This is a genomic window from Methanocorpusculum bavaricum DSM 4179 (genome assembly GCF_000430905.1).
In the GTDB taxonomy this organism is placed as follows: Archaea; Halobacteriota; Methanomicrobia; order Methanomicrobiales; family Methanocorpusculaceae; genus Methanocorpusculum; species Methanocorpusculum parvum.
In genome coordinates, this window is sequence record NZ_AUMX01000012.1 from 45,876 (window position 1) to 67,558 (window position 21,683).

22 protein-coding genes are annotated in these 21,683 nt (G+C 52.3%); 14 read left to right on the forward strand and 8 right to left on the reverse strand.

The genetic code is table 11. The annotated features are described in order from the left end of the window. The 3 genes from H575_RS05275 (at nucleotide 1) to H575_RS09305 (ending at nucleotide 1,632) form a co-directional block, all read left to right on the forward strand. Nucleotides 1-768 carry an energy-coupling factor transporter transmembrane component T family protein gene (locus H575_RS05275; protein WP_042699021.1) on the forward strand — a complete coding sequence of 256 codons (768 nt, stop codon included), beginning with the start codon at nucleotides 1-3 and terminating at the stop codon, nucleotides 766-768. Between the two features lie 146 nt (nucleotides 769-914). Beyond that, nucleotides 915-1,106 carry a hypothetical protein gene (locus H575_RS05280; RefSeq protein ID WP_042699024.1) on the forward strand — a complete coding sequence of 64 codons (192 nt, stop codon included), beginning with the start codon at nucleotides 915-917 and terminating at the stop codon, nucleotides 1,104-1,106. A 376-nt stretch (nucleotides 1,107-1,482) separates the two neighbouring features. Beyond that, nucleotides 1,483-1,632: a hypothetical protein gene (locus tag H575_RS09305; protein WP_155897853.1), complete on the forward strand. Its 150-nt coding sequence runs from the start codon at nucleotides 1,483-1,485 to the stop codon at nucleotides 1,630-1,632. Nucleotides 1,633-2,201: 569 nt separating this feature from the next. On the opposite strand, the gene H575_RS05285 is transcribed toward H575_RS09305, so the two are convergent. Continuing rightward, nucleotides 2,202-3,269 (reverse strand): DMT family transporter, encoded by a 1,068-nt coding sequence (locus tag H575_RS05285; RefSeq protein ID WP_155897854.1) that lies wholly within the window; start codon nucleotides 3,267-3,269, stop codon nucleotides 2,202-2,204. Nucleotides 3,270-4,775: 1,506 nt separating this feature from the next. Here H575_RS05285 and H575_RS09135 point away from each other — a divergent pair. The 3 genes from H575_RS09135 (at nucleotide 4,776) to H575_RS05295 (ending at nucleotide 6,704) form a co-directional block, all read left to right on the forward strand. Beyond that, a complete protein-coding gene (locus H575_RS09135; RefSeq protein ID WP_155897855.1) occupies nucleotides 4,776-5,324 on the forward strand; it encodes an HNH endonuclease in 549 nt (182 codons plus the stop codon). A 193-nt stretch (nucleotides 5,325-5,517) separates the two neighbouring features. Then, on the forward strand, nucleotides 5,518-6,105 hold the full coding sequence (locus tag H575_RS05290; protein WP_042699030.1) for a flavodoxin family protein: 588 nt from the start codon (nucleotides 5,518-5,520) through the stop codon (nucleotides 6,103-6,105). Next, nucleotides 6,102-6,704 (forward strand): flavodoxin family protein, encoded by a 603-nt coding sequence (locus tag H575_RS05295; RefSeq protein ID WP_042699033.1) that lies wholly within the window; start codon nucleotides 6,102-6,104, stop codon nucleotides 6,702-6,704. Before H575_RS05290 ends, H575_RS05295 begins: the two co-directional genes overlap by 4 nt. Before the next feature lie 440 nt (nucleotides 6,705-7,144). On the opposite strand, the gene truA is transcribed toward H575_RS05295, so the two are convergent. Beyond that, nucleotides 7,145-7,990, reverse strand: a complete 846-nt coding sequence (gene truA / locus H575_RS05300) for a tRNA pseudouridine(38-40) synthase TruA (RefSeq protein WP_052319975.1) — start codon at nucleotides 7,988-7,990, stop codon at nucleotides 7,145-7,147. Further along, entirely contained in the window at nucleotides 7,987-8,685 is a 699-nt protein-coding gene (locus H575_RS05305; RefSeq protein ID WP_052319976.1) for a CehA/McbA family metallohydrolase, read from the reverse strand. The genes truA and H575_RS05305 overlap by 4 nt, the downstream gene beginning before the upstream one ends. Nucleotides 8,686-8,732: 47 nt before the next feature. Here H575_RS05305 and H575_RS05310 point away from each other — a divergent pair, with 47 nt between their 5' ends. After that, nucleotides 8,733-10,160, forward strand: a complete 1,428-nt coding sequence (locus tag H575_RS05310) for a DUF4346 domain-containing protein (protein ID WP_042699035.1) — start codon at nucleotides 8,733-8,735, stop codon at nucleotides 10,158-10,160. Nucleotides 10,161-10,162: 2 nt separating this feature from the next. Then, nucleotides 10,163-11,086 (forward strand): cysteine-rich small domain-containing protein, encoded by a 924-nt coding sequence (locus tag H575_RS05315; RefSeq protein WP_042699038.1) that lies wholly within the window; start codon nucleotides 10,163-10,165, stop codon nucleotides 11,084-11,086. Here H575_RS05315 and H575_RS05320 read toward each other — a convergent pair. From H575_RS05320 to H575_RS09685, 5 genes are all read right to left on the reverse strand, one after another. Further along, complete coding sequence (locus H575_RS05320) at nucleotides 11,083-11,268, reverse strand: DUF1858 domain-containing protein (RefSeq protein WP_011834035.1); 186 nt, start codon at nucleotides 11,266-11,268, stop codon at nucleotides 11,083-11,085. The genes H575_RS05315 and H575_RS05320 overlap by 4 nt on opposite strands. A 57-nt stretch (nucleotides 11,269-11,325) precedes the next feature. Then, a complete protein-coding gene (locus tag H575_RS05325; RefSeq protein WP_042699043.1) occupies nucleotides 11,326-12,549 on the reverse strand; it encodes an ABC transporter substrate-binding protein in 1,224 nt (407 codons plus the stop codon). Then, entirely contained in the window at nucleotides 12,550-14,520 is a 1,971-nt protein-coding gene (locus H575_RS05330) for an Nramp family divalent metal transporter (protein WP_042699046.1), read from the reverse strand. A gap of 104 nt (nucleotides 14,521-14,624) precedes the next feature. Further along, on the reverse strand, nucleotides 14,625-15,581 hold the full coding sequence (locus tag H575_RS05335) for an ROK family protein (protein ID WP_081406678.1): 957 nt from the start codon (nucleotides 15,579-15,581) through the stop codon (nucleotides 14,625-14,627). After that, nucleotides 15,553-15,792, reverse strand: a complete 240-nt coding sequence (locus H575_RS09685; protein WP_042699052.1) for a hypothetical protein — start codon at nucleotides 15,790-15,792, stop codon at nucleotides 15,553-15,555. Before H575_RS09685 ends, H575_RS05335 begins: the two co-directional genes overlap by 29 nt. Before the next feature lie 50 nt (nucleotides 15,793-15,842). On the opposite strand from H575_RS09685, the gene nadX reads away from it, so the two are divergent. The 6 genes from nadX to H575_RS05370 all read left to right on the forward strand — a co-directional run bounded on the left by nadX (nucleotide 15,843) and on the right by H575_RS05370 (nucleotide 21,227). Then, nucleotides 15,843-16,601 (forward strand): aspartate dehydrogenase, encoded by a 759-nt coding sequence (gene nadX, locus H575_RS05345; protein ID WP_042699056.1) that lies wholly within the window; start codon nucleotides 15,843-15,845, stop codon nucleotides 16,599-16,601. Continuing rightward, complete coding sequence (gene nadA, locus H575_RS05350) at nucleotides 16,598-17,500, forward strand: quinolinate synthase NadA (protein ID WP_042699060.1); 903 nt, start codon at nucleotides 16,598-16,600, stop codon at nucleotides 17,498-17,500. Before nadX ends, nadA begins: the two co-directional genes overlap by 4 nt. Beyond that, on the forward strand, nucleotides 17,501-18,328 hold the full coding sequence (gene nadC, locus H575_RS05355) for a carboxylating nicotinate-nucleotide diphosphorylase (RefSeq protein WP_042699063.1): 828 nt from the start codon (nucleotides 17,501-17,503) through the stop codon (nucleotides 18,326-18,328). Between the two features lie 59 nt (nucleotides 18,329-18,387). Further along, a complete protein-coding gene (locus H575_RS05360; protein WP_042699066.1) occupies nucleotides 18,388-18,879 on the forward strand; it encodes a GNAT family N-acetyltransferase in 492 nt (163 codons plus the stop codon). A gap of 144 nt (nucleotides 18,880-19,023) precedes the next feature. After that, the gene (locus tag H575_RS08945; RefSeq protein ID WP_052319977.1) at nucleotides 19,024-20,625 is read left to right on the forward strand and encodes a hypothetical protein; all 1,602 of its coding nucleotides are present in this window, start codon (nucleotides 19,024-19,026) and stop codon (nucleotides 20,623-20,625) included. Beyond that, complete coding sequence (locus H575_RS05370; RefSeq protein WP_081406679.1) at nucleotides 20,622-21,227, forward strand: RPA family protein; 606 nt, start codon at nucleotides 20,622-20,624, stop codon at nucleotides 21,225-21,227. Before H575_RS08945 ends, H575_RS05370 begins: the two co-directional genes overlap by 4 nt. Nucleotides 21,228-21,683: the final 456 nt, after the last annotated feature.

Genomic DNA, 21,683 nt, shown 5'->3' on the forward strand with positions numbered 1-21,683 from the left:
ATGGAAGATATTATGCAGTATATCCCGGGGAACCGGTTCGTTCACCGGTTGTCGCCGATGACGAAGATCTTCTTCGCGGTCGGTATGATGTTTGCGGCGATCTTCACGTCGAATCCGCTGCTTCTCTCGGGAATGGTTGTGTTTGTGCTGGCGTTCGCGGCGATCGGCGGGCTTATGAAGCCGCTTATCCGTCAGGTGCCTCTGCTGATCATTCTGGGTCTTGCTCTGGTCATTTTGACGGTCCTTACAAGTGCGTCGGGCGATGTGCTGTTTGCGCTTCTGCCAAACGGGATGTTCCCGGTGACGACGGGAGCGATCATGTTCGCGGTGCAGATGGCTCTCCGGTTTGCGGTGCTGATCTTCTCGTTCCAGCTGCTGGTCATCTCGACGCAGCCGCGTGATCTGGTGAACGCTCTCTATACGCTGCGGATCCCGGGCGATTATGCTTTGATGTTCCTGATCGCGATCCGGTTTATCCCGACTCTGCAGAGAGAGGGTGTCAGGATCAATGAGGCGCAGCTTTCCCGCGGGTATTTCCCGGGAGGAGGCGTTATCGGCAAGCTGAAGCAGCTTGGCCCGGTTATGCTGCCGCTTATGCTGAATTCACTCGCAAAGGCGGATACTCTTGGTCTGACAATCGATATGCGGGGATACCGGAAAGCGTCAGAGCACCGGAGAAAGATGGTCTACCATGCGGCAGATCTCGTGACGGTTCTGATCGTCGCGGCGATCTTTGCCGGCATCGTGTATGTGACGTTTATTCTGTGAAGGGGGACGACCCTCTCTTTCATTTTTTAGAAATTTTTATCCTGGTCCGATGAGATTACGCCGCGGATGTCCTATTTCAATTTTGACGATATTGTCTGATATTATAGGATGTACTCTGTATTTGTGTACGGGTGAAATGTGGACACATGAGAAATCCCACCGCGAATAATCGCGAATCTACGCGAATCGCATTTTCCTTACGCTGTCTTCTTGTCCTCGTCGTTTCACTCCTCGGCCGCGTTCCTACGCTGCGCCTGATCGGCTCCGCGTGGCCGGAACGCCAGCGTGGAAAATGCTGGAAAACCCGCGTCGCGGGTTTTCTCCTGAGAAAATACTGATTTGTTTTGTTATTACAAGGATTTGAGAATCTTTAAAGAAAACCCGCGACGCGGGTTTTCCAGCATTTTTCGTTCCGCCGTCACGGCCACGCGGAGCCGATGAGGCGGAGCGTAGTGACGCGACCGAAGGTCAAGAGGGCGGAACAGGAAAAATGCGATTCGCGTAGATTCGCGATTATTCGCGGTGGTTTTTCTCTTGTGTCCGCAGAATCTCAACCCCCTCTCCATCGTTGAGATCTACCCTTGAACCTCGTTTATTATTTTCCAATGATCAATTCTAATCCATCATCAGATATTTGCATTTTATTTATGGGAATGCCATATTCCTTTGCACATTTACGTAATGCCGCTTCATCATCTTCAGCAATAGATCCAGATGCCGGGGTATGATGAGTATTCACAGGTGAATTTCCGGCAGGGTCTGTCGGAGAAGGAGAAGAGGGCGCTGTTTAAGGGGATGCGGGTGTATGGGTATGATGAACTGCGGACAAACAGTCAGCGGTATTTCAAGTGCCGGCTGAAATAGAGGGGGTTTGGTGTCACGTTGGTTTTTGAAAAACGTGACACCTCTTTTCTGGAGGGAATTTGGTGTCAGGTTTGGAGAAATGGTGATGACACATAAATCCGGCTTATTTTGGCTGAATTTTTAAAAAAGAGGACATGTGGTGGGTTTATTGTGTTGTGTCAGGTTTTTCCCGAAACTCTCTTTTTAGTAGTATATAGGCATAGATTCAGGTATTTGAAATTTTTCCCAGGGTTTTGAGAAAAATGTGACACTAATTCATGGGATCATATCTCAGGAAGGGTATTGCCGGATGCGGACACATGAGAAATCCAATTCCCATCATCATTACATCAGTTGTATGATCGGCATCACACCGCTGAACCCCTATTCAAAAGGAGTATCCCCTCCCTCTTCTCCGTTCGCTTTCCTGATCCGCTCCTGAACTGTCAGCCCCTCAACACGTGCCGCCCTCCCCTCTTCGCCTTAACAGGGCGGCGTCATAGCCAGCCAGACCGCGAATGAAACTCAGAAAGTGACCTGGGGGAATATTTCAGTCAGTGCCTTACCCTGTTTATCCATCCCTTCCCCCTTCACCTCCTCTCCTCATGCACATGTACGTGATGCATATCCTCCCCGTGCGGATGATCATGTTCCAGCCGTTCATGCGTATGTTCATGACTATGTTCTTCGAATACAGGCGGATCATGCACATGGGAATGATGACCGTCATCATGCCGGTGGCGGTGTTCATGGATCATCCGTTCATGGATATGGAAATGGGTATGTCCTCCCGTCGCCGCAAAATACGCTCCCAGAACCATGATCCCTGCCGCCAAAGCAAAAAGCGGGGTAAGCGGCGTCCGGAACACCGCAAATGAGATCCCCGCCCCGATAAACGGCGCCACCGCATAAAACGCGCTCGTCCTCGCGGCGCCCAGATCCCTCTGCGCCCGAACATACAGATAGATCGACAGCCCGTACGCAAAAAACCCCAGGACCAGCGCCGCGACCACGCTCACGAGATCGGTCTGCATCCCGGACGCCAGAAACGCGATCAAAAGAGCCCCGAACCCGGCTCCGAATCCCTTAACCACGACGATCTGCATCGGATTTTTCAGCGAAAGCATCCGCGTGCAGTTGTTCTCCACACCCCAGCAGACACACGCAAGGATCACTAAAATCGACCCGGCAGAAAACGAAAAACTGCTCATATCCTCAACCGTCAAAAGAACACTCCCCGCTACGATCAGCACGATCGCGATCCACAGCCTTCTGCCGATCGCCTCCCGAAATATCAGGAGGGCGACAAGTACCGTCACCACGATCTCGAAATTATTCAGAAGCGAGGCGTTCGCCGCAGTCGTGAGAGAAAGACCCAGCATCAATAAAATCGGCGCCGCGATATCCAAAAGGATCATACCGATCACAAACGGCAGATCTTTTTTTGCAAGCGGCGCCTCCTTTTGCTCCCGGTTCCTCGCCCGCGTCACAAGATTCACCGCAAACATCCCGATTCCCGCTCCAAGATACAACAGGGCTGCCATCAGCTCGGGAGACGTCGTATTGAGCAGGATCTTTGCCACCGGAGAGCTGATACCATACAAAACAGCCGCCAGAATCGCAAACCCGATCGCCAGTCTGCCTGCGGAAACATGCATACCTTCCATTTGTCCCGGAAAGTGATGAGGTTTTTCATATTGAGGATGTCAAATTGAAATGTCGATTTGTTGGGCAGAGTAATAATTAATTAGATGATCCTTTTTGGGTTGTACTTCGGTTTTGTGTATGGGATTTTTTTTGATGGGCGCATTCATCACACGAAATTCACGAAAAAATCCACGAAAACACGAAAAAGAAAGAATAGGCTGGGTGGGGAAAGATGTAGTTCCCCTCCCCCGTCCCCCACACGAAAACCACAAAAATCAACTAAATGCACCAAAAGGGGGACAGGGGCGGAGGTGGGTGAATCTGCGGTTGGTATTTTCTCTTGAATCCAAACCAGACCATCTCCCCTCCGAATCGGATTTTGATCAACTCCGCGTAAGTCCTATCAAAAATAAGGGCATGTATTTCAAGACCTACTATTGCACCATTAAGTCACAAATACATTCAAATAATCTTCAATATAATACCCTAACTAATTAGATGATTATATGCCCCCACACAACCCGCCACAACAGATTGGAGATAATTATATTTGCGCAGGATGTGGCGGACAATTTAAACTGCACGAGTTAAAACATTGCCCTGAGTGCGGATATTATTATTGTCCAGCATGTTATCGCAAACATCGATGTATAGATTTGGGAGACGGTGTCGCAGCAATCAGAAAGGGAGACCTGATTACTCCGTCTAAAAAGACTCTTCTCAATTATATTGACCCAACAAAAATACGCAAATTCTGCTCAAAATGCGGAAATGTGTTCCATCCCAATGACTTAATTCAATGTCAGGACTGCGGCATGTGGTTTTGCAGGGAGTGTGCAAAGAATCATACATGTGACCCTGAGCTAAGAAAGAAATGGTTACAAGTCCACAATCCAAAAAAGTTCAAAGCAGAATATAAGAAACGCGACCTAAGACCACTCATAGCGGTTGGAATAATCTGTGTAATAATTATTATACTCATAATCGTGTTTCATTAACTTCCCCTCTTTTATTGCAGTGTACAAACAGGAAAAGCTGGATGAGGGTGCGAGAAGTTTTCCCTCGCTCCCTGAGAGATATTTGTCTATTATTCCACACGCATTCGATACGTGAAATCAGCATTCATTCCCGGAAAAAGAGATGTATTTTATCCTGATTCCAAAAATAGGATGCCACGCCGCGGACCGATTCAAAAAAAGAGAGAATGAGAACATAAGAAAAACCCGCACGCGGGTTTTTCCTCAGCATTTTTCCAGACGGCGTGCGATTCCTGCGTAGGCGATCAGCCGGAGCAGAGCACGACGGCGCAAGGAAAATGCGATTCGCGGAGATTCGCGGAGATTCGCGGTGGGATTCTCTTGTGTCCAAACGAATGCCTTACACGATATCATTGTGCCTCTCATATATATGTCAGTTTTTTACTTTTGACATCAAACTGCGTAACTTCAATTATAAGTTCACCATTTTTCAAAAAGTTATATTATGTATTAACAAAAAGTATTTATTACCGTGAAAAAATGCCAGTTTCAAAAATAACTAAAAACACAACTGTAAAAAAATCCGCAACAAAAAAGACACCCGCTAAGGCACCTAAAACATCTGTTAAAAAGACTAATTCTGCTGCAACAACTCCTATTTATAAACCAGGCGGATTATTCTCAAAAAAGACTAAAGAGATTGTATTGCGCCGCCAAAATTGCATGTGCCCTTTATGTGGCGCTCATTTAGATTACACAAATGATGGGGGTTCCAATCTTGGAGATAAATGGAATGCTCACCATATATTACCTCGTGAACAAAACGGAGATAATGATCCGAAAAATTGTGCTGTGTTATGTAAAGTTTGTCATGATAGGATACATAAAATACAAAAAGCGTTTCCAAATGAGAATTTAAAGCAGGCAGTACAACGTCTTGATGATATAGTGGAGATTAAAAATTCTTCTTCATTAATTATAAACACTGGGAGGAATTTTAATAATACTTTACAATATTACAAAGCTCACTTCTCTGGAAAGAGACCAAGAGGTGTATCTCTATCTCCAGACCCTAGAAGAATTTTCTAAACCTAGTTTACTTGATATTGGAAACAAGAAAATCTGTTCAAAAAAAATCGCGGTTGGAAAAACATCATGGCAAAAAATATTTTTGCCAAGACCCCCACACCCGGTCGCCCTCCCGAATCTCACTTTCAGCCGCCGAATCCTTCCCTTCCCGCATCACTGGATTTATCTGTATCCGGGGTAATATACTGAATAAATGCCCTTATCCGTCCTTGCCATCACAACTTCCCCGCGTCGTCACGGCAATACTGAATCTGCTCTCGACAAGGTGCTCGAATCGTTTTCCGGGATGTCTGTTGAAAAGGTCGTCTTAAACGATCTCGACATCGCGCCGTGCAAAGGCTGCGGCAAATGCGAAAAAACCGGCGTATGCATCCATCAGGACGACTTCGTCGAACTGGCAGAAAAGATCCGGGCGTGTGATCTTCTCGTCTTCGCCTCCCCGGTCTACTCCATGTCGGTCTGCGCCCAGGCGAAAATGCTCATCGACCGCTGCCAGGTGTTCTGGTCGCGAAAGTATGTCCTGCATGATCTGCCAAAACCCGAAGGAAAAAAGTTCGGGATCTTCATCTCGGCGGCAGGCCAGACCCGGTCCGGGATCTTCGATCACACGGTCCCGGTGGCGCAGTTTTTATTCGACGTGTCCCAGATCCCGGCGTCACGTCTCAGTTTTCTGCTCCTGCCGGGTCTGGATAAAAGAAATGACTTCAAAAACAGTCCCGATTCGATCGCCCGGGCAAAAGAGGCAGGAGACGCTATGGCGGCACTGATGGTGGAATCATGATAAAAATGCTCGTGATCAACGGAAGCCCGAGAAAGGGCGGGAATACGGAGACGGTCCTGGATGCCTTCATCGAAGGAGCACAGGAGGCGGGCGCCGATGTCGAAAAGATCCGGCTGGTCGAGATCGATCACAAAAACTGCAGAGGATGTAATGCCTGCCATAAAACCGGGATATGCATTATCAAAGATGAGCTGACGCCGGTGTTCGATAAGCTCCTTACTGCGGATATCCTGGTTCTGGCGTCCCCGATCTACTCGATGACGGTGACGGCGGAGATGAAGTCGTTTATCGACCGGGGCCAGTTTTTGTGGGCGCAGAAGTTTTTCACGAAGACGCTCTCCTTCAGCGAAGAGCATCTGGCGAAGCATACGGGTGTGTTTTTTGCGACGTCAGGCCAGAGCATGCGGTCTATTTTCGATTCGGCGTTTCCGGTGGTCAGGGTGTTTTTCAATGACGCGGGGTTCTCTTATACGGAGAATGTGCTGTTTCCGGGGATGGATAAGCACGGCGGGGTGAAGGGATGGCCGGAGAGTCTGGTCGAGGCAAGAGAGCGGGGAAAAGAGATCGTGAAGAAGATGGATATGAAATTGAAGGCCTGACCCTTCACTGTTTTTTATTTAGGAGTAGCGCGGTGTGGAAGCATGAAAAAAAACCAACCGCGAATCTCCGCGAATTAACGCGAATCGCATTTTCCTTACGTTCGGGTGCTCTGCTCCGGCTTATCGCCTACGCAGGAATCGCACCCTCTCTTGAAAAATGCTGGGAAAAACCCGCGTGCGGGTTTTTCTGTTGTTTGATTATTTTTTATTAAACAAAGAGAAAAGTTAACGGAGAGAAAAACCGGCACGCCGGTTTTTCCTTAGCATTTTTCCAGCCGGCGTGCGATTCCTGCGTAGGCGATAAGCCGGAGCAGAGCACGACGGCGCAAGGAAAATGCGATTCGTGGGAATTAGCGGAGATTCGCGGTTAAATTATCTCTGTGTTCCCCACCAAACCGTACCTTTCCCGTATTGAATAAAAAACCAACCCCGCACAACTCCTATTTCATCAGTGCCGAGTATCCTCTAATCACTTTTTTCTTCCAGAACTCTTCCGGATCGTCTTCCAAAAGAGCCTCGGCGGTATGCAGATCCGCCCGGGCACAGACCGCTTCCCGGGCAAGCGAGCGTTTCACCTCGCGTTTCTGCCGCATCGGCGTAAAGGAAAGGTCACAGACCACATCCCAGAATACGAGGCCCTCGGCCGGCGCCGGATGGACCCGGGCCGTTGGGGCGGTGAGCAGCTCGTCGATGACATCCGGTCCGGCGAGGCCGAGGCCGACGGTCTGCAAAGCCCCGGCCATACCCCGGACCATGTTCCAGAGAAAACTCTTCGCGGCGACCTCGAAGACCGGGCAGCCGTCAGCTCCCTCGAAGACCGCGGCGCGGGTCACGGTCCGGACAGGGTCACGGCCCGCCTCCATTTTTGCAAACCCGCTGAAGTTGTGGGTGCCTGCCAGGCGGCACGCCGCGTCCTGCATTCCGGAAACATCCGCAGGATAGGGAAAATAATACCGGTAGCTCCGCTCCTTTGCTGCGTATCTCGGATAAAACTCGTCGTCGACTTCGGCGGCGCCGAGACACCAGATATCGTCCGGCAGATGAAAATTCAGCGCCTCGACGGCGAGTTCCGGTCGGTTGGTCGTGATCGAAAACAGCTGTCTTCTCGCACTCACCCCTTTATCGGTCCGTCCGGCCGTCCGGAAATGCGCCTCTTTCGCGTCGGAAAAGAGCCCGAGCTCGATCCCGCCGGCCACAAACTCCCCTTCCACGGTCCGTTTATCCGGCTGATACTGGGAGCCGGCGAAGTTCTGTCCCCGGTAGCCTGCAAGGAACGCGAGCTTCATCTCACCCGCCGGGGTTTGAGCCTGGAGGTCTGCCGGCGGACCTTTCGAACGACGTTGTGGAACGACTGGGACGTGTAGATCCGAATCGGCGTCTTTTTACATCTGCTCTCGATCTTTCCCTTTCTGATCGCGTCCAGGATCGAGGGGACCGTCCGTTCCTCCGCGTCGATGATATTGATCCCGTAGCCGACGAACTGACAGGTGTGGGCATCCGACCCGGCGGTCATGGGTATATGATATTTTTTTGCGAACTTTGCGGCACGATTGTTCGCCGTTCCGATATAGTATCTGCTGTTGAACACTTCGATCGCGTCGGCTTCCCGCAGGGCTTTTGGCGCGTGGAGACCGACCGCGTGCCGCCACCGGTGGTAGGGGTGGGGAATGACCGTGAGGAAGCCTTCTGCTTTTGCCTCCCGGATCGTTTCGATCGCGTCCTTTCCCGGCGCAAAGGCCTTCGTCGTTCCAAGAACGAGGACATGTCCCTGTCTGGTCGAGACCTCGATCCCCGGAATGATCAGGATCCCGGGATCTTTCAGCCCGAGCGCCTGCTTTGCTCCCTCGGTCGTGTCATGATCTGTTATCGAGATCGCATCAAGTCCGCGTTCCTTTGCTTTGGCTATGACCTTTTCGACGGAACACTTTCCGTCTGCCGATGCGTTTGTGTGGATATGCAGATCGCAGGTTATCAGAACCATCTTAAGGTAATTACTATGTAAGTACAAAAACATAAGGATAACATACAATGCATGTTCTCTTTCCCACAGGACGCCAGAGTGCACCCTCCCTCGGTCTGGCTTTATCCAAGGTAACAGAGTTCACCTGTGAGATCATCGAAACAGGCGAAATCGCGTCGTTTTTAACACCCGCAACGCTTGAGAAGCTGATTGCCGATCATCCCTGCGATCTTGCGGTCGTTTCCGGTATGTGCACGGCTTCTTTTTCCGGGGTGGAAAGGAGAACGGGCGTTCCGGTCCGCAAAGGAACGCGCCATGCGGCCGATATGGGGATCTGCGTCCCTCTGATAGCGGCCGGCAGGCTTTCTGCGGATATGCCGGCCGATGATATGCTTTTGGAAGAGAAGGCAAAGGCCGCCCGTGAGGCTCTGGTTATCTCGGAGAGCGGGGCGGATGCGTTTTTTACGATCCGGGGGGTGAAGATCGGGGGGTCTTCGCGGATCAAGGTGATCCATGAGATCATGGATGCTCACCGGCATCCCGCCCTTCGGGATGCGGTTATCCGCGCAAAGAAACACGGCGCGGATATCGTGGATCTCGGGTTCGGGTTCGATGCGACCGCTGATGATGTGGTCAGGTGTTTTTCGATGGCGGGGGATCTGGATATTCCGCTTTCGATCGATACGCTGGATCCCGAACTGATCGAGGCGTCGCTTTTCCGTGCGGATCTGATCCTTTCTCTCACAAAGGAGACGATCCCGCTTCTCGCAGAAAAGATCCTGGAATCGGGATCCGCCGTGGTTCTGATCCCGCGGGAAGGCGCATCACTCGAGGAGACGGTCGTTTCGGCGCTTCAGGCCGGGCTTTTCAAGATCCTCGCCGATCCGCTGCTCCAGCCGCCTCTTTCGGGGATGACCCGGTCCCTTGCAGGATATTTGCCAAAGATGCCCTGTCCGAAGATCCTCGGCTGCGTGAATGTTGTGGAGATGATGGATGCCGACAGTCCGGGGATATGCGCCATGCTCGCATCGGTCGCGGCCGAGACGGGCGCCGCGTGTCTTTTGATCTCCGAGCACTCGGACAAGACCCGGGGGACGACCGCCGAGATGCGGCGTGCGGTCGAGATGATGACCTTGTCAAAGGGCCGGCCGTATCCGAAGGATACCGGACTCGATCTTCTGATTTTGAAGGAGAAACGTCTCCGTCGGGAACCTCCTCTCCTGTATGAGGAGATAAAGGACGCCGGGGCCCCTTCTGAGTCCCTCGTCTATGATCCGAAAGGAAACTTCCGGATCGGAATCGAGAACGGGTACATCGTTGCCGTGAGGAATGGAAAGGCGATCCGGGGAACGTCGTGGTATGATGTTTTCTCAGAGATCCTCGCGGAAGACGGGGTCTCGCTGCTGGATCACGCAGGCTATCTTGGAAAAGAGCTGTATAAAGCGGAGCTTGCCCTTCGCTTCGGCAGAAGTTTCGAGCAGGACGGGAAGTTTTAGGTATGCGGTATTATCTGCGAAAGGATGTTCTGATCGTCAGAGGAGATTTCCGGGCGGCGAGCAGCGGTGTGGACGGCGGCCTTGCGGATGTCAGGTCGATTCTGAACATCTCGATTCCCTCGCAGTTTTCGGATGACGCCTCAGCGCACATCGCCCGCGTGTCGATGGAGAACGGATTTTTACAACCCTATTTCGGGCTTCTGACTGCTCTGCCGATCACGAATCTCTGCATTGCCAGATACGACTATGTCACGGTTTTTGTCACGGCCGCCGTTTCAGACCGGAACCGGACGATCAATATCATTGTGACCTGTGAGAGGCCGCTGACCGATGCCGCTCTGCTTGGGGCAATGATGACGGCGACCGAAGCAAAAATGCAGGTGATCACGGCGAGAAAAGTTCCCGGCAGCGCTCTTTCTACGGACGCAGTTGTCGTTGCCTGTGAAAAGTCCGACGGTCCTGCCGAGGCGTTCGCGGGACCCCTGACCGGGACCGGGATGCGGATCTCGAAAGCCGTTTCCCATGCCCTGACGGAGGCGCTTGTCCGGTTCGATAATTATCTTCTGTCCACCTGGGGGGTGACCCGCGGATGGTCCCGGGGACATCCGGCGATCGTTTCGCGGCGGCGTCCCTCGTTTTTTATTTACAGCCGGTACGGGGGGGATCACTGGAACGAGTGGATCCCGGAGGACTGCCCGTATTATCCGTGTCATAATTATTCTGATCAGCAGTGCAGTTTCTGCTACTGCCCGCTCTATCCCTGTATGGACACTGAGCTTGGTCAGCTGATCGATACGCCCAACGGGAAGATCTGGAGCTGCATGGACTGCCGTCTGGTCCACGAACCTGCGGTGGCGAATCATCTTCTGCGAAATCCCGAAGCAGATGTTCTTGAACTGAAGTCAGTAAAAAAGAAAAATATTTAGAGTCCGAGCTTTTTTGCAAGCTCTTCTAAGGGGATGCCGTGGACCATTGCGGCCTCGCGGATGGTCTCGTTGTTTGCGATCGCGCAGCCGAGGCAGCCCATACCGAAGCTCTGAAGGGTTGCTGCGGACTCAGGTTTCTCGCGGAGAAGGTCGGCGATAGTTGAATCAAGTGTGATTGCCATGGTACTATGTTGGCGGGATTACTACTTGATATTTGCGAAGAAGATACTAAAAAAAGATTAATGAGATGATGCATGGGATGATGCTTTCTTCTCGAAAGTGATGACCTCTTTCCATGCAAGATCGACCCATTCGCCGTTTTCGAGCCGCATCACATCGTATGAAGGATAGGCATCCCCTTTCTCGTCGAAGACGATCGTTCCGGTGAGTCCGACATGCCGGATATTGTCAAGACCCTCTCTGATCCCGTCCGCCGTGTATCCGCTGTTTTCTATTGCCTGGGACACGACGATCATCGTATCATGTCCGTAGATCGAGTCGCGGACCATCAGGGCTTCATGGAATTTTTCTACATAATGCTCCTCGTAGGAGGGGTCCGAGATCCTTCTCGACTGGGAAAACCCGATGAGACCTTCGGAGTATGCACCGACTTCCAGCGGGACCTGCCGGTTGGTCACCATGTCAGAGCCGAACCATGCCGGGTGAAGCCCTTCCGCCTCCGCGGCTTTCATGATCTCCACACACTGACTCGGGTTGACGATCAGAAGAACAGACTGCGGCTGGGTTTTCTTCATCTCTGCGATGATCGCGCCCGCGTTCAGCGTGTCGGAGTCAGGGACCCCTATGCAGGATACGATATGCATATCCGGATATGAGGTCTCGCCTTCGTTGAGGAATGCATATCTCAGGCTTTTTCCGTAACTGGTGTTAAGATAGATCATCATGACATTTTGCGTATCGTTACGTCCGCCGATGATCTTTGCCATGCCTGCCCCGAGGTAGATGTCGGAAGAGACCGTTCTGTAGACATAATTTCCGTATGCCGAGAGGCCCGCGGATGTTGCCGAAGGAGAGATCAGGACGATCTCATATGACTCCGCATACGGGGCAAGTGCGAGCGTCACGGTACTCGTCAATGCGCCGATGACGACCGGGATGCCTTGTTCTTTGATCTCTTTGAACTGTTCTTTTGCCAGAGTGACGTTTCCTTTGTTGTCATAATACTCTGCCCTGACCGGGACGCCCCGGATGCCTCCCGCATTATTGATATCCTCGATCGCGAGTTCGATCCCCCGCATATACTCGACGCCGAACTCCGCCATCTCTCCTTCGAAAGGCAGGGAAACCGCGACGACCACTTCATTTTCCGGAAAATCGCTGGTGATGATCGTTCCAAACGGGTGGAATGCGATGATAAACATGAGGATCGTCAGAACGATGATGCCAATAGTGATGTACTTCGCTGCTTTTGTCTGCGGCGGTTTTTCATGATGACCCGACATTTACTTCTCCTCCTTTTCTGGGTCTTTTGATTCGTTTTCGGTCCGGGTCTTTTTTCTTCCGAGGAGGCTCTCTGTTCCTGCGGCAAAGACGATGTGTTCTTTGGCGAAGTAGGCAAACAGCGCTACACCCAGCGTGTTGACGATGGTGATCGGCAAAAACGTGCTTGCGACGATCGCGACGATCTCTTCGACTGTCTGAGTGCCGAAGATGATCCCGCACCCAGGAACGATGATGAGCAGATGTATCCACTCGATGACAACGGTCACCAAAACCGCCTTGAAGATGGTGACTCTTCCCTGCCACCACCGGACGGCAAATCCGGCGATAAGGCCGGCCGCGAGAATGGCAAGCGAGCATCCGATCGCCGTCGGCCCGCCCTGGGCAAGACGGTAGACGCATCCGATGAGACCGGCGAGGCCGCCGATCAGCGGGCCGCCCAAAAGGCCGGCGACGATCGGACCGATCGCGCTGAAGTTGAAGATGAGACCGTTGACATCGATCCCCCGAAACACGCCGTAGATGGAAAGCCCGCCGCCCAATGCGACGGTCCACAGTTTATCGGTGAAGTTCGCGGCTCCGCTGACGAGTTTTTTGAACATCTCCGTCTTTGTGAAGACGAAGAGCACGACCACGATCACGAGCATGCGTTCGATCAACGGGATGCCGTTTTGCAGGAACGAGGATTCTATCAGCAATGCCACATAGATCGAAAGTCCGCTGCCGATCCCCATGACGGCCATCCAGAGCCGGGACCCTTTTGCATACTTCGGCAGTCTGCTGTCGAGGTAGATGACGATGAATCCGAAGATACCAAACAGGATCGCCGAAAACGCCGCGATCTGACGGATGACCGTCATTGGATCGGCGATCACCATTGCGAGAATGACCACGCCGGTGAAAACGAGGAGTGTTATCTGATACAGATTGTGTTCACTGGGCAGAGCTTTGCCTTTGTCTTCGCCCAGATGGCGGACCACTTTGGCGAGAGCTCTGGCGCGTGCATCCATACCAACAACGACGGCGCCAAAGAAAATCACCGCGACGAACATCAGAAACACAGACGGCCCGTAGGGGATCGAACTGAAGATATAGAGGATCTGGGTGATCAGTGTATCAAGGGTGATCTTCGCTCCGTGCGGCATGAAGGATACGGCGTATCCCGCATAGCCGAGAAACATGAAACCGATCGTGACGACTGCGACAAAGAAGAACCCTGTCATGACGTCGAAATTCACACTGCGGATATATTTTCTGAAAAAAGATTCGTTCTGGAGGGTGCACTCCTGTTTGTCTTCGGTGTGTATCTTTGTTTTCTGGGAAAGCCAGACCGAGTAGAGCATGAGGTTCAGTCCGGATCCGACGACTCCCAGGATCGCGAGGATCGCCATCTCGGAACCGGCAGGGATGGAGGGGACCAGTCCGTCGAGAATGAGGTTGAAGGAGAGCGGGAACTGGGTCAGGGCGATGAGGATGACGCCGGCAAGTATGCTTATCAGGACTGCCATGACCGGTTCGAGGATCTCGTAGGAACTGGTTCTGATGACGGCGAGTGTCAACACCAGCAGAAATACTGCTATCAGAAAGACCGAGTAGATGCCGGGAAGCAGATAGTCCAGAAATGTCGCGGAGAATACGAGCATCGCGCCGATCGCAAACATTTCCATGAGGTAGGAGATGATGATCAGATACGAGCCCCAGTTTTTCGGTCCGGGCAGACGGTTCAGGGCGTCGAAGATCGTCTGGTTGGTCGCGAGGGTATAACGGGCGATCCCGTTGGTGAATGCGTATTTGAAGATGAGGGTGATGATGACGACCCAGATCAGGGCAGGACCGTAGTGAGCTCCGATTTCTATCGCTTCAGTAACTCCGGCTTCGCCTGCCGCGGTGATCGCGAGCAGAAGACCTGGTCCGAAGAATACAAAGTTATTTTGAAACCATTTTCGCAGGCGGGATATGAGCGGTTCTTTCATCGATTCTATGTATTTTTTGCAGGTCTGAGGTTATATACTCTTGGAGTTGGGTGATAAAAAGACGGGTTTTGCCAGGTTTACCGGGCTTTTATCTGAGAAATTCCTCACAATGCGTTGAATGCGGCAGCTGATGCTCCGAGAAGAGGGGCTTTACCTTCAAGGGCGGAGATGCGGATCTCCGGAGCGGGGAGATATCTGTCGATATGTTCGGTCATTTTTCTGGCGATGAGGGAAGGATAGTTTCTGACGATCGGGCCGTCCATTATGATCAGGTCGGGGTTGTAGGCCGCGATTATCGAGGAGAGCCCCCGTCCGTTTATTTTTGCAAGTTCATCAGAGAAGGAGATGAAGAGCGGGCTCCCCTGTTCAGCGGCATACAGGATCTGACCGGCGTTCAGCATGGATTTTGGATCATATTCGATCCGGTCCAGACTCCATGCCCGGAAAAAGTTCGGGATGCCTTTTCCGCTCGCGTAGGCTTCCCAGTGTCCGGTCCCTCCGCATCCGCAGGGAAGATCCCATGTCGTGTCGACGAGAAGATGGCCGGCTTCGGAGGCGTTTCCGTTCGCACCGCAGAGCAGTCTGCCCCGTTCCAGCACGCCGGCGCCGATCCCGGTGGAAAAGGTCAGATAGACGAGCGCTGCCGCATCCTTTGCTCCGCCGAAATGATACTCGCCCAGAGCGCCGGCTTTGCAGTCGGTCATCATCCTTACCGGGATCTTGAACATCTCCTGCAGGGGTTTTACAAGGAAGATCGTTTCACATTTCATGTTGGGCGAGCCGGTGACCGAACCGGTTTTCAGATCGACGGGTCCTGCGGTGCTGATACCGATCGCTTTTGGTGAAATGCCTGTTTCTGCGGTCAGTTCTTTGATCATCGTGCTGATGCGGAGCTGAATGTCCATGCCGTTTGTCAGGTCTTTGACCTCATTTTGGGAGAATGCCAGAATTTTTCCCTCTTCGTCAACGATCCCCGCACGGAGGTTGGTGGCGCCAAGATCGACCGCGGCAACATACGACAGATCATCCATATTATTGGTAAGTGTGTTCTTCTCGGTCATCAACTCTCTCTTTATCTGCGGTGTATCTTAAAAACAGGACTTCAGTTTTTTCGGTTAAGATCGCACCGCGTAAGTCCCATCCAAAATCTAAACCGGCAAGTTCACTGCTATCCGGTTTTCGACGCTCAAAGTCATCTGCCGGGTGCTCGGCTGTCAGCCGGGAGATATCCTGGAATATCAAAAATGATCCCTTCTTATTTCCTGCACGCATGCAGACGGCACAATCCTTAACTATCTATAATCCGAAACTCTGTACCAATTATGATTACCGTCGGGCTTTTAGGGTGCGGAAATATCGGTCATGTGATCGCAAAAGGTCAGGAAAACTTCAGGATTACGGCAGTATATGATTCGGTTTCTGCACGTGCGGAGGCATTCGGCAAAGAGTTCGGCGCAGCTCCTTATGATGATTTTGCGGCATTTCTTCAGGAGCCTACCGATATCGTCGTCGAGGCCGCATCCGTTGCGGCGGCAACCACTCATGCAGAGAGCATTCTACTGGCGGGAAAGGATCTTGTCATTATGAGTGTCGGGGCACTCGCTGATGTATCTTTTCGTGAAGAACTCATCCAGACTGCCCGCGAGATGAAGAAAAAGATCCACATCCCCTCCGGGGCTATCATGGGACTTGACAATATCCGTGTGGGCCAGATCTCCGGAATCGATAAATTCGTTCTCCGCACAACAAAAAATCCCAAATCCCTCTCGCGTGAAGCCGAGGAAAAGACCTGCATCTTCTCGGGAAAAGCCTACGACTGTGTTCATCAGTACCCAAAGAACACGAACGTTGCCGAGTCTCTTTCGATCGCCTGCGGCAGAGATGTGGATGTTGAGCTCTGGATGGATCCGAATGAAGACCGGAACATGCATGAGATCTTCTTCGAAGGGGAGTTCGGCGAGGCATATATCCGCGTCAGAAACGTCCCGTCTCCGGACAACCCGGCGACCAGTTATCTTGCGGCCCTTTCGATCCTGTCGCTTCTGCAGAATCTGGACAATCCTTTGGTGATCGGCGCATGAACTTTGCAAAGGAAATACGCAGGCTCGCCGCCGAAAAAGGCGCTCTGATCCTCGCACACAATTATCAGCCGGCAGAGATCCAGGATCTTGCCGACATCACCGGCGACTCGCTCGAACTTGCCAGAAAAGCAAAGGAAGCAAAGGAGGCGACGCTCGTTTTCTGCGGGGTGTATTTCATGGCAGAGACGGCGAAGATCCTTTCGCCGGAAAAAACCGTCCTGATCCCAAGGCCCGAAGCGGGCTGTCCGCTTGCCGATCAGCTGACGCCGTCTTCTGTCCGTGCGGCAAAAGAGGCTCACCCGGGATCGCCGTTCGTTGTGTATGTGAACTCGAACGCGGCGACGAAAGCCGAGTGCGATATCACCTGTACGTCTGCGAATGCCGCGGATGTCGTCCGCTCCCTTAAGGAAGATACGATCCTTTTCGGTCCGGATGCGAATCTTGCCGCGTATGCGCAGCGGATGGTTCCGGAAAAGACGATCATCCCGGTCCCGAAGAACGGGGGCTGCCCGACTCATCACCAGTTTACCGTCCGGGATGTTTTGGCCGCACGCCGCGAGTATCCGGACGCCTCGGTCATCTGCCACCCGGAGTGTTCCCCCGAGGTCCAGCTGGCATCCGATCTTGTCGGGTCGACCGGGTATATGATCCGGAGATCCGGTGAAAAGAAGGAGTGGGTTATTCTGACAGAGAAGGGGATCATCCACCCTCTGCAGAAGAAGTATCCAGATACTATATTCCACGCTATCGATACGGCTGTCTGTCCGAACATGAAGCTCATTACTGAAGAGGATCTCTACATTACGCTCAGAGACGGCGTCTTTCCGATCCAGGTGCCGGAGAGTATTGGACAGCGTGCCCGTCTTGCTATCGAGCGGATGATCGAGGCATCGGTATAGATGATCCCGACCGATCAGCTTCTCGCGTTTGTCGCCGAGGATGTTTCCGCAGGTGATATCACGACCCTTGCTCTTTTGGAAGACAAGGCCGTTTCGGCGCATATCGAGGCGCGGGAGGAGATGGTCGTGTCAGGGGTCGAGGAGTGTGTCTGGCTTTTTAAGAATGCCGGAGTTCTCACCGATGTTCATGTGAGCGACGGGTCGACTGCTCATTCCGGCGAGCATATCATTTCGCTTAAGGGTTCGGTACATGCCATACTTTCATTAGAACGGACGTGTCTGAATCTTCTCGGGCGGATGAGCGGCATTGCTTCTTCTGCTGCAAAGGCATCCCGCCTTGTTTCGGTCGTGAATGATCATGTCCGGGTTGCCGGAACGAGAAAGACGGCGCCGGGTCTCCGCTTTTTTGATAAGAAAGCATTGATCGCCGGCGGCGCTCTGCCTCACCGGCACACTCTTTTTGATCAGTTTCTGATCAAGGATACCCACCGGGCATTTATGCCGGTCGACGAGGCGGTAAGAAAATGCCGGGAGTATTCCGATAAGAAGATCGAGTGTGAGGTGGAGTCGGCCGAGGATGCTCTTCTTGCGGCAAAGACCGGCGCTGATATTATTATGTTCGATAATATGACTCCGGATCTTATCCGCGAGGCGATCGCCGCTCTTGAGGCGGCGGGTCTTCGCGGAGAGGTGACGCTGGAGATATCGGGCGGGATCACGCCCGAGACTGTAGATAAATATGCCGGGATCGATGTGGATGTGATCAGTATGGGGGCCCTGACGCATTCGGTCCGGTGTGCCGATGTCAGTCTGGAGGTCGATTTGTAGATGCATGTCAGGCTGTCGGCCGCCGCGGTTCTTTTTGAGGGGCGCGGAGGTAGTTTTCTATGAACTGGCGTATTCGGGAGATGGAGGATGATGACTGGGATCTGGTGAGTCAGATTTATCAGGCGGCACTGTTGGAAGGGATCTCGACGTTTGAGACGGTCTGTCCGCCTTTTGAGGTCTGGGACAAGGCGCATCTGCAGGACTGCCGGTATGTTATGCTTGTCGGGAATACAGTTGTCGGCTGGTGCGCCCTGAGTCCGACGTCTGCCCGGGAAGCCTATAAGGGAGTTGTGGAGGTCAGTATTTATTTTGACAAGGCATTCCGGGGTTTAGGTCTGGGCACCCATCTCCTTGATCATCTCTGCAGAAAAAGCCAGGAGAAAGGGTACTGGTGTTTGTTTGTGAATATTTTGTCGATTAATCCTGCGAGTATCGGCCTCCATATCAAGTGCGGTTTTCGGGAGGTCGGGTATCGTGAACGGATCGCGAAAGACCGGTTCGGTCAGTGGCAGAATACGATCGTGATGGAGCGAAGAAACGCGATCACCTAGGTCTGCCGTCACCGTTTTTTTTACAAAATTTTGCACTGCTCTCATTCAGTGGGAGCGGTGTTTTCTGTATTTTCCGGGGCATTATCGCACCGCGCGGTCAGGGGTTTATATGGTTGCAAGTTAATCTGTTATTTGGAGATCAACATGGACGCACAGCAGATCCAGCAGATTACCGACAGAATCTCCCAGAACTTAGTGTCTAAAGGAGTTTCGCCGGATAAGCACAGCATTTCAGAGAAACTTACGCTCTATATCAATGAGTTTGGCGTGGTGCCGTTCGAAGCGGAGCGCAAAGTGCTTTCTGATCAGTATAAACAGCACAAGATCCCTGAGGAGGCAAAGCCCGCCGCGGGTTCTTCGTCAGGCGACCTCGTACATATTGCCGATATCCAGCCCAATGACTGGGTCAGTGTGGAGGTGAAGGTCGTTTCTTTGCAGGCGCCGAACTCTCCGGCGATCGCGCAGAGCGGGATTTTTGCAGACAGTACCGGCGCGGTGCGTTTTGTCGTTTTTTCCAAGGCGTCAGAGCTGCCGAAGCTTGAACTCGAGAAATGGTACCGGATCGATTCAGCGGTGGTCGATTCGTTTAAGGGCGTTGCCAATCTGAAGCTTCATTCCGGGTCCCGCGTTACGGAGATCGAGGATGACCGGTGTCTGGTTCCGTCCGAGCCTGCCAAGTTAAACGAGCTGAAAGCCGGGGTCGTTTCCTGTATCCACGTGAAGTTTATCGAGGAGTGGGAGTCGAGGAGTGACCGGATGATGCAGAGCGGCCTTGTTGCTGATGAGTCCGGGAGGATGAAGTTTGTTTTGTGGCAGGATCCTGATAAGGAGAAGCTGATCCCGGGCGCAGTGTATAATATATTTTATGCAAGCGTGGATGAGTACAACGGAAGGCTTTCCCTGACGCTGAACTCGGCGGTGTGGATCCAGGACGAGGATGCTGAGATCTCGGTTCCGGTGTCTGCGGGAAGTTCCGCTCCAAAAGAGCCCCTGCCGGTTTCTTCTATACGCGATCTTTCGGTCGGCTATGCTTCTCTCCGGGTCAAGTTTGTTGAGGAGTGGGAGTCTAAGAGCGAACGGATGATGCAGACCGGTCTTGTCGGGGATGAGACGGGGAGGATCAAATTTGTTTTGTGGCAGGATGAGTCCAAGGAGCGTCTGGAACTCGGACGCGTTTATGAGATCATCAATGCTAAAGTGGATGAGTTTAACGGCCGTCTTTCGATCAGTCTGAATCCGGCGACGTATTCGGCAGAGGAGCCGACGGCGGATATAGCGGTCGGAACGCGTATGGATGAGGTGTCCGGGACGATCGTGCAGGTTTCGAAAGGGTCCGGCCTTGTCCGGCGCTGTCCGGTGGAGGGATGCAACCGTGTTCTTTCCCGGCAGAACTTCTGCCCGATCCATGAGATCCAGAACTCTTTCAATTATGATCTCCGGATCAAGGGTGTTGTGGATAATGGTCAGCGGGCGTATAATGTTCTTGTGAACCGGGAGGTCACGGAGGCGCTTTCCTGTATGACGATGGATCAGGCGATCGAGATCGCTTCGAACAGTCCCCTTGGTCTGGAGGAGATCCAGTCGGTGCTTACGGAGCGTCTGTGCGGGCGCTATGTGAAGTGTTTCGGTACTGATTTTGACGGCAGGATCCTGGTGAAGTCTGCGGAGTTTATCCGTCTTGATCCAAATGTCACTGCCGAACTTATGAATCGCGCAGGTGCATCTGCGGGAGGTAACGGGATATGAATTCAGGTTCTGTATCAAACGGCCAGTTTATGTCTTATGAGCGTGAGCCGGCAAAGCGTGTGTTCGCTGCTGAACTGCGCGAGGCGTCAAAGATGATCAAAGATTCTGAGGATGAGAAGAGTCCGGTGTATCTTCTGCTGCCGACCGGCGAGCGGTGTAATCGTGTTCTGATTGCCGGGGCGATTACGCAGAAGGATAAGGTGGGTGATCAGAATATTCTGTATCGTGCGCGGGTTTCGGATCCGACCGGAATATTTTATATCAACGCAAGTTCGTATCAGCCTGAGGCGATGCATCAGCTTGCGAAGATCGATACTTCCACTCCGTCGTTTGTGGTGGTGGTCGGCAAGCCGAATGCTTACACGACGCCTGACGGGAAAACCCTGATTTCTGTGCGTGCGGAGTCGATTGTTGTTGTGGATCAGGAGACACGCGATCTGTGGGTCCAGGATGCGGCGCGTTCTACCCTTGACAGGATGGACGCTCTTGTTTCGGATGTTCCTTCTGCGGATGTCGTTCTTGCGCGCGAGACTTATCATTTATCGGCGGAACACTGGAAAAAGATGGTTTCTGACGCTCTCTCCCGGATCATGCAGCTGTGATTCCATTCAAAATCTTCTTTTTCCGAATATCATTCCGGAGTCTTTATATGCCGCAATACCTAACATTATTACCTCACAAACCAATCGGTCAGTGATGAACGATGCCGGATATATTTCCGGTTTTGTTCTATCTCTGATTCGGTGGGTTTATAAGTGATTGGAGGTAACTATGTTACCTCGCAAGGCTCTCGAACTGCCTTTTGGGTTCTCCGGCTTCTGATGCCTGAGTTTTCCGGAATGCGGTTCGAAGACTATATAAGCATCCGATGCTGATATAGTAGAGCTGTTTAAGTGGAGGACAAAACGCGAATCATCCGGGTTTCCCGGAGTGATTGTTGGTCCTGACGTTGGTATTGTGGCGATGCGGACATTCATTGAAATGACCGCTGATTCCTTTCATACGGTTGTGTTTTTGTGATTATGTCGTAGAAAAACAACTGTGTGCCTATAAGAAAG

Bases quoted from the DNA above. Each gene is read 5' to 3' on its own strand.
- H575_RS05290 (WP_042699030.1), top strand. From the start codon at position 5,518: ATGCCCTTATCCGTCCTTGCCATCACAACTTCCCCGCGTCGTCACGGC.
- H575_RS05335 (WP_081406678.1), bottom strand. From the start codon at position 15,581: ATGACCGAGAAGAACACACTTACCAATAATATGGATGATCTGTCGTAT.
- H575_RS09685 (WP_042699052.1), bottom strand. From the start codon at position 15,792: ATGCGTGCAGGAAATAAGAAGGGATCATTTTTGATATTCCAGGATATC.
- H575_RS08945 (WP_052319977.1), top strand. From the start codon at position 19,024: ATGGACGCACAGCAGATCCAGCAGATTACCGACAGAATCTCCCAGAAC.
- nadA (WP_042699060.1), top strand. From the start codon at position 16,598: ATGAACTTTGCAAAGGAAATACGCAGGCTCGCCGCCGAAAAAGGCGCT.
- H575_RS05305 (WP_052319976.1), bottom strand. From the start codon at position 8,685: ATGGTTCTGATAACCTGCGATCTGCATATCCACACAAACGCATCGGCA.
- H575_RS05280 (WP_042699024.1), top strand. From the start codon at position 915: ATGAGAAATCCCACCGCGAATAATCGCGAATCTACGCGAATCGCATTT.
- H575_RS05310 (WP_042699035.1), top strand. From the start codon at position 8,733: ATGCATGTTCTCTTTCCCACAGGACGCCAGAGTGCACCCTCCCTCGGT.
- H575_RS09135 (WP_155897855.1), top strand. From the start codon at position 4,776: ATGCCAGTTTCAAAAATAACTAAAAACACAACTGTAAAAAAATCCGCA.
- H575_RS05275 (WP_042699021.1), top strand. From the start codon at position 1: ATGGAAGATATTATGCAGTATATCCCGGGGAACCGGTTCGTTCACCGG.
- H575_RS05285 (WP_155897854.1), bottom strand. From the start codon at position 3,269: ATGCATGTTTCCGCAGGCAGACTGGCGATCGGGTTTGCGATTCTGGCG.
- truA (WP_052319975.1), bottom strand. From the start codon at position 7,990: ATGAAGCTCGCGTTCCTTGCAGGCTACCGGGGACAGAACTTCGCCGGC.
- H575_RS05325 (WP_042699043.1), bottom strand. From the start codon at position 12,549: ATGTCGGGTCATCATGAAAAACCGCCGCAGACAAAAGCAGCGAAGTAC.
- H575_RS05320 (WP_011834035.1), bottom strand. From the start codon at position 11,268: ATGGCAATCACACTTGATTCAACTATCGCCGACCTTCTCCGCGAGAAA.
- nadC (WP_042699063.1), top strand. From the start codon at position 17,501: ATGATCCCGACCGATCAGCTTCTCGCGTTTGTCGCCGAGGATGTTTCC.
- H575_RS05330 (WP_042699046.1), bottom strand. From the start codon at position 14,520: ATGAAAGAACCGCTCATATCCCGCCTGCGAAAATGGTTTCAAAATAAC.
- H575_RS05370 (WP_081406679.1), top strand. From the start codon at position 20,622: ATGAATTCAGGTTCTGTATCAAACGGCCAGTTTATGTCTTATGAGCGT.
- H575_RS09305 (WP_155897853.1), top strand. From the start codon at position 1,483: ATGCCGGGGTATGATGAGTATTCACAGGTGAATTTCCGGCAGGGTCTG.
- H575_RS05295 (WP_042699033.1), top strand. From the start codon at position 6,102: ATGATAAAAATGCTCGTGATCAACGGAAGCCCGAGAAAGGGCGGGAAT.
- H575_RS05315 (WP_042699038.1), top strand. From the start codon at position 10,163: ATGCGGTATTATCTGCGAAAGGATGTTCTGATCGTCAGAGGAGATTTC.
- nadX (WP_042699056.1), top strand. From the start codon at position 15,843: ATGATTACCGTCGGGCTTTTAGGGTGCGGAAATATCGGTCATGTGATC.
- H575_RS05360 (WP_042699066.1), top strand. From the start codon at position 18,388: ATGAACTGGCGTATTCGGGAGATGGAGGATGATGACTGGGATCTGGTG.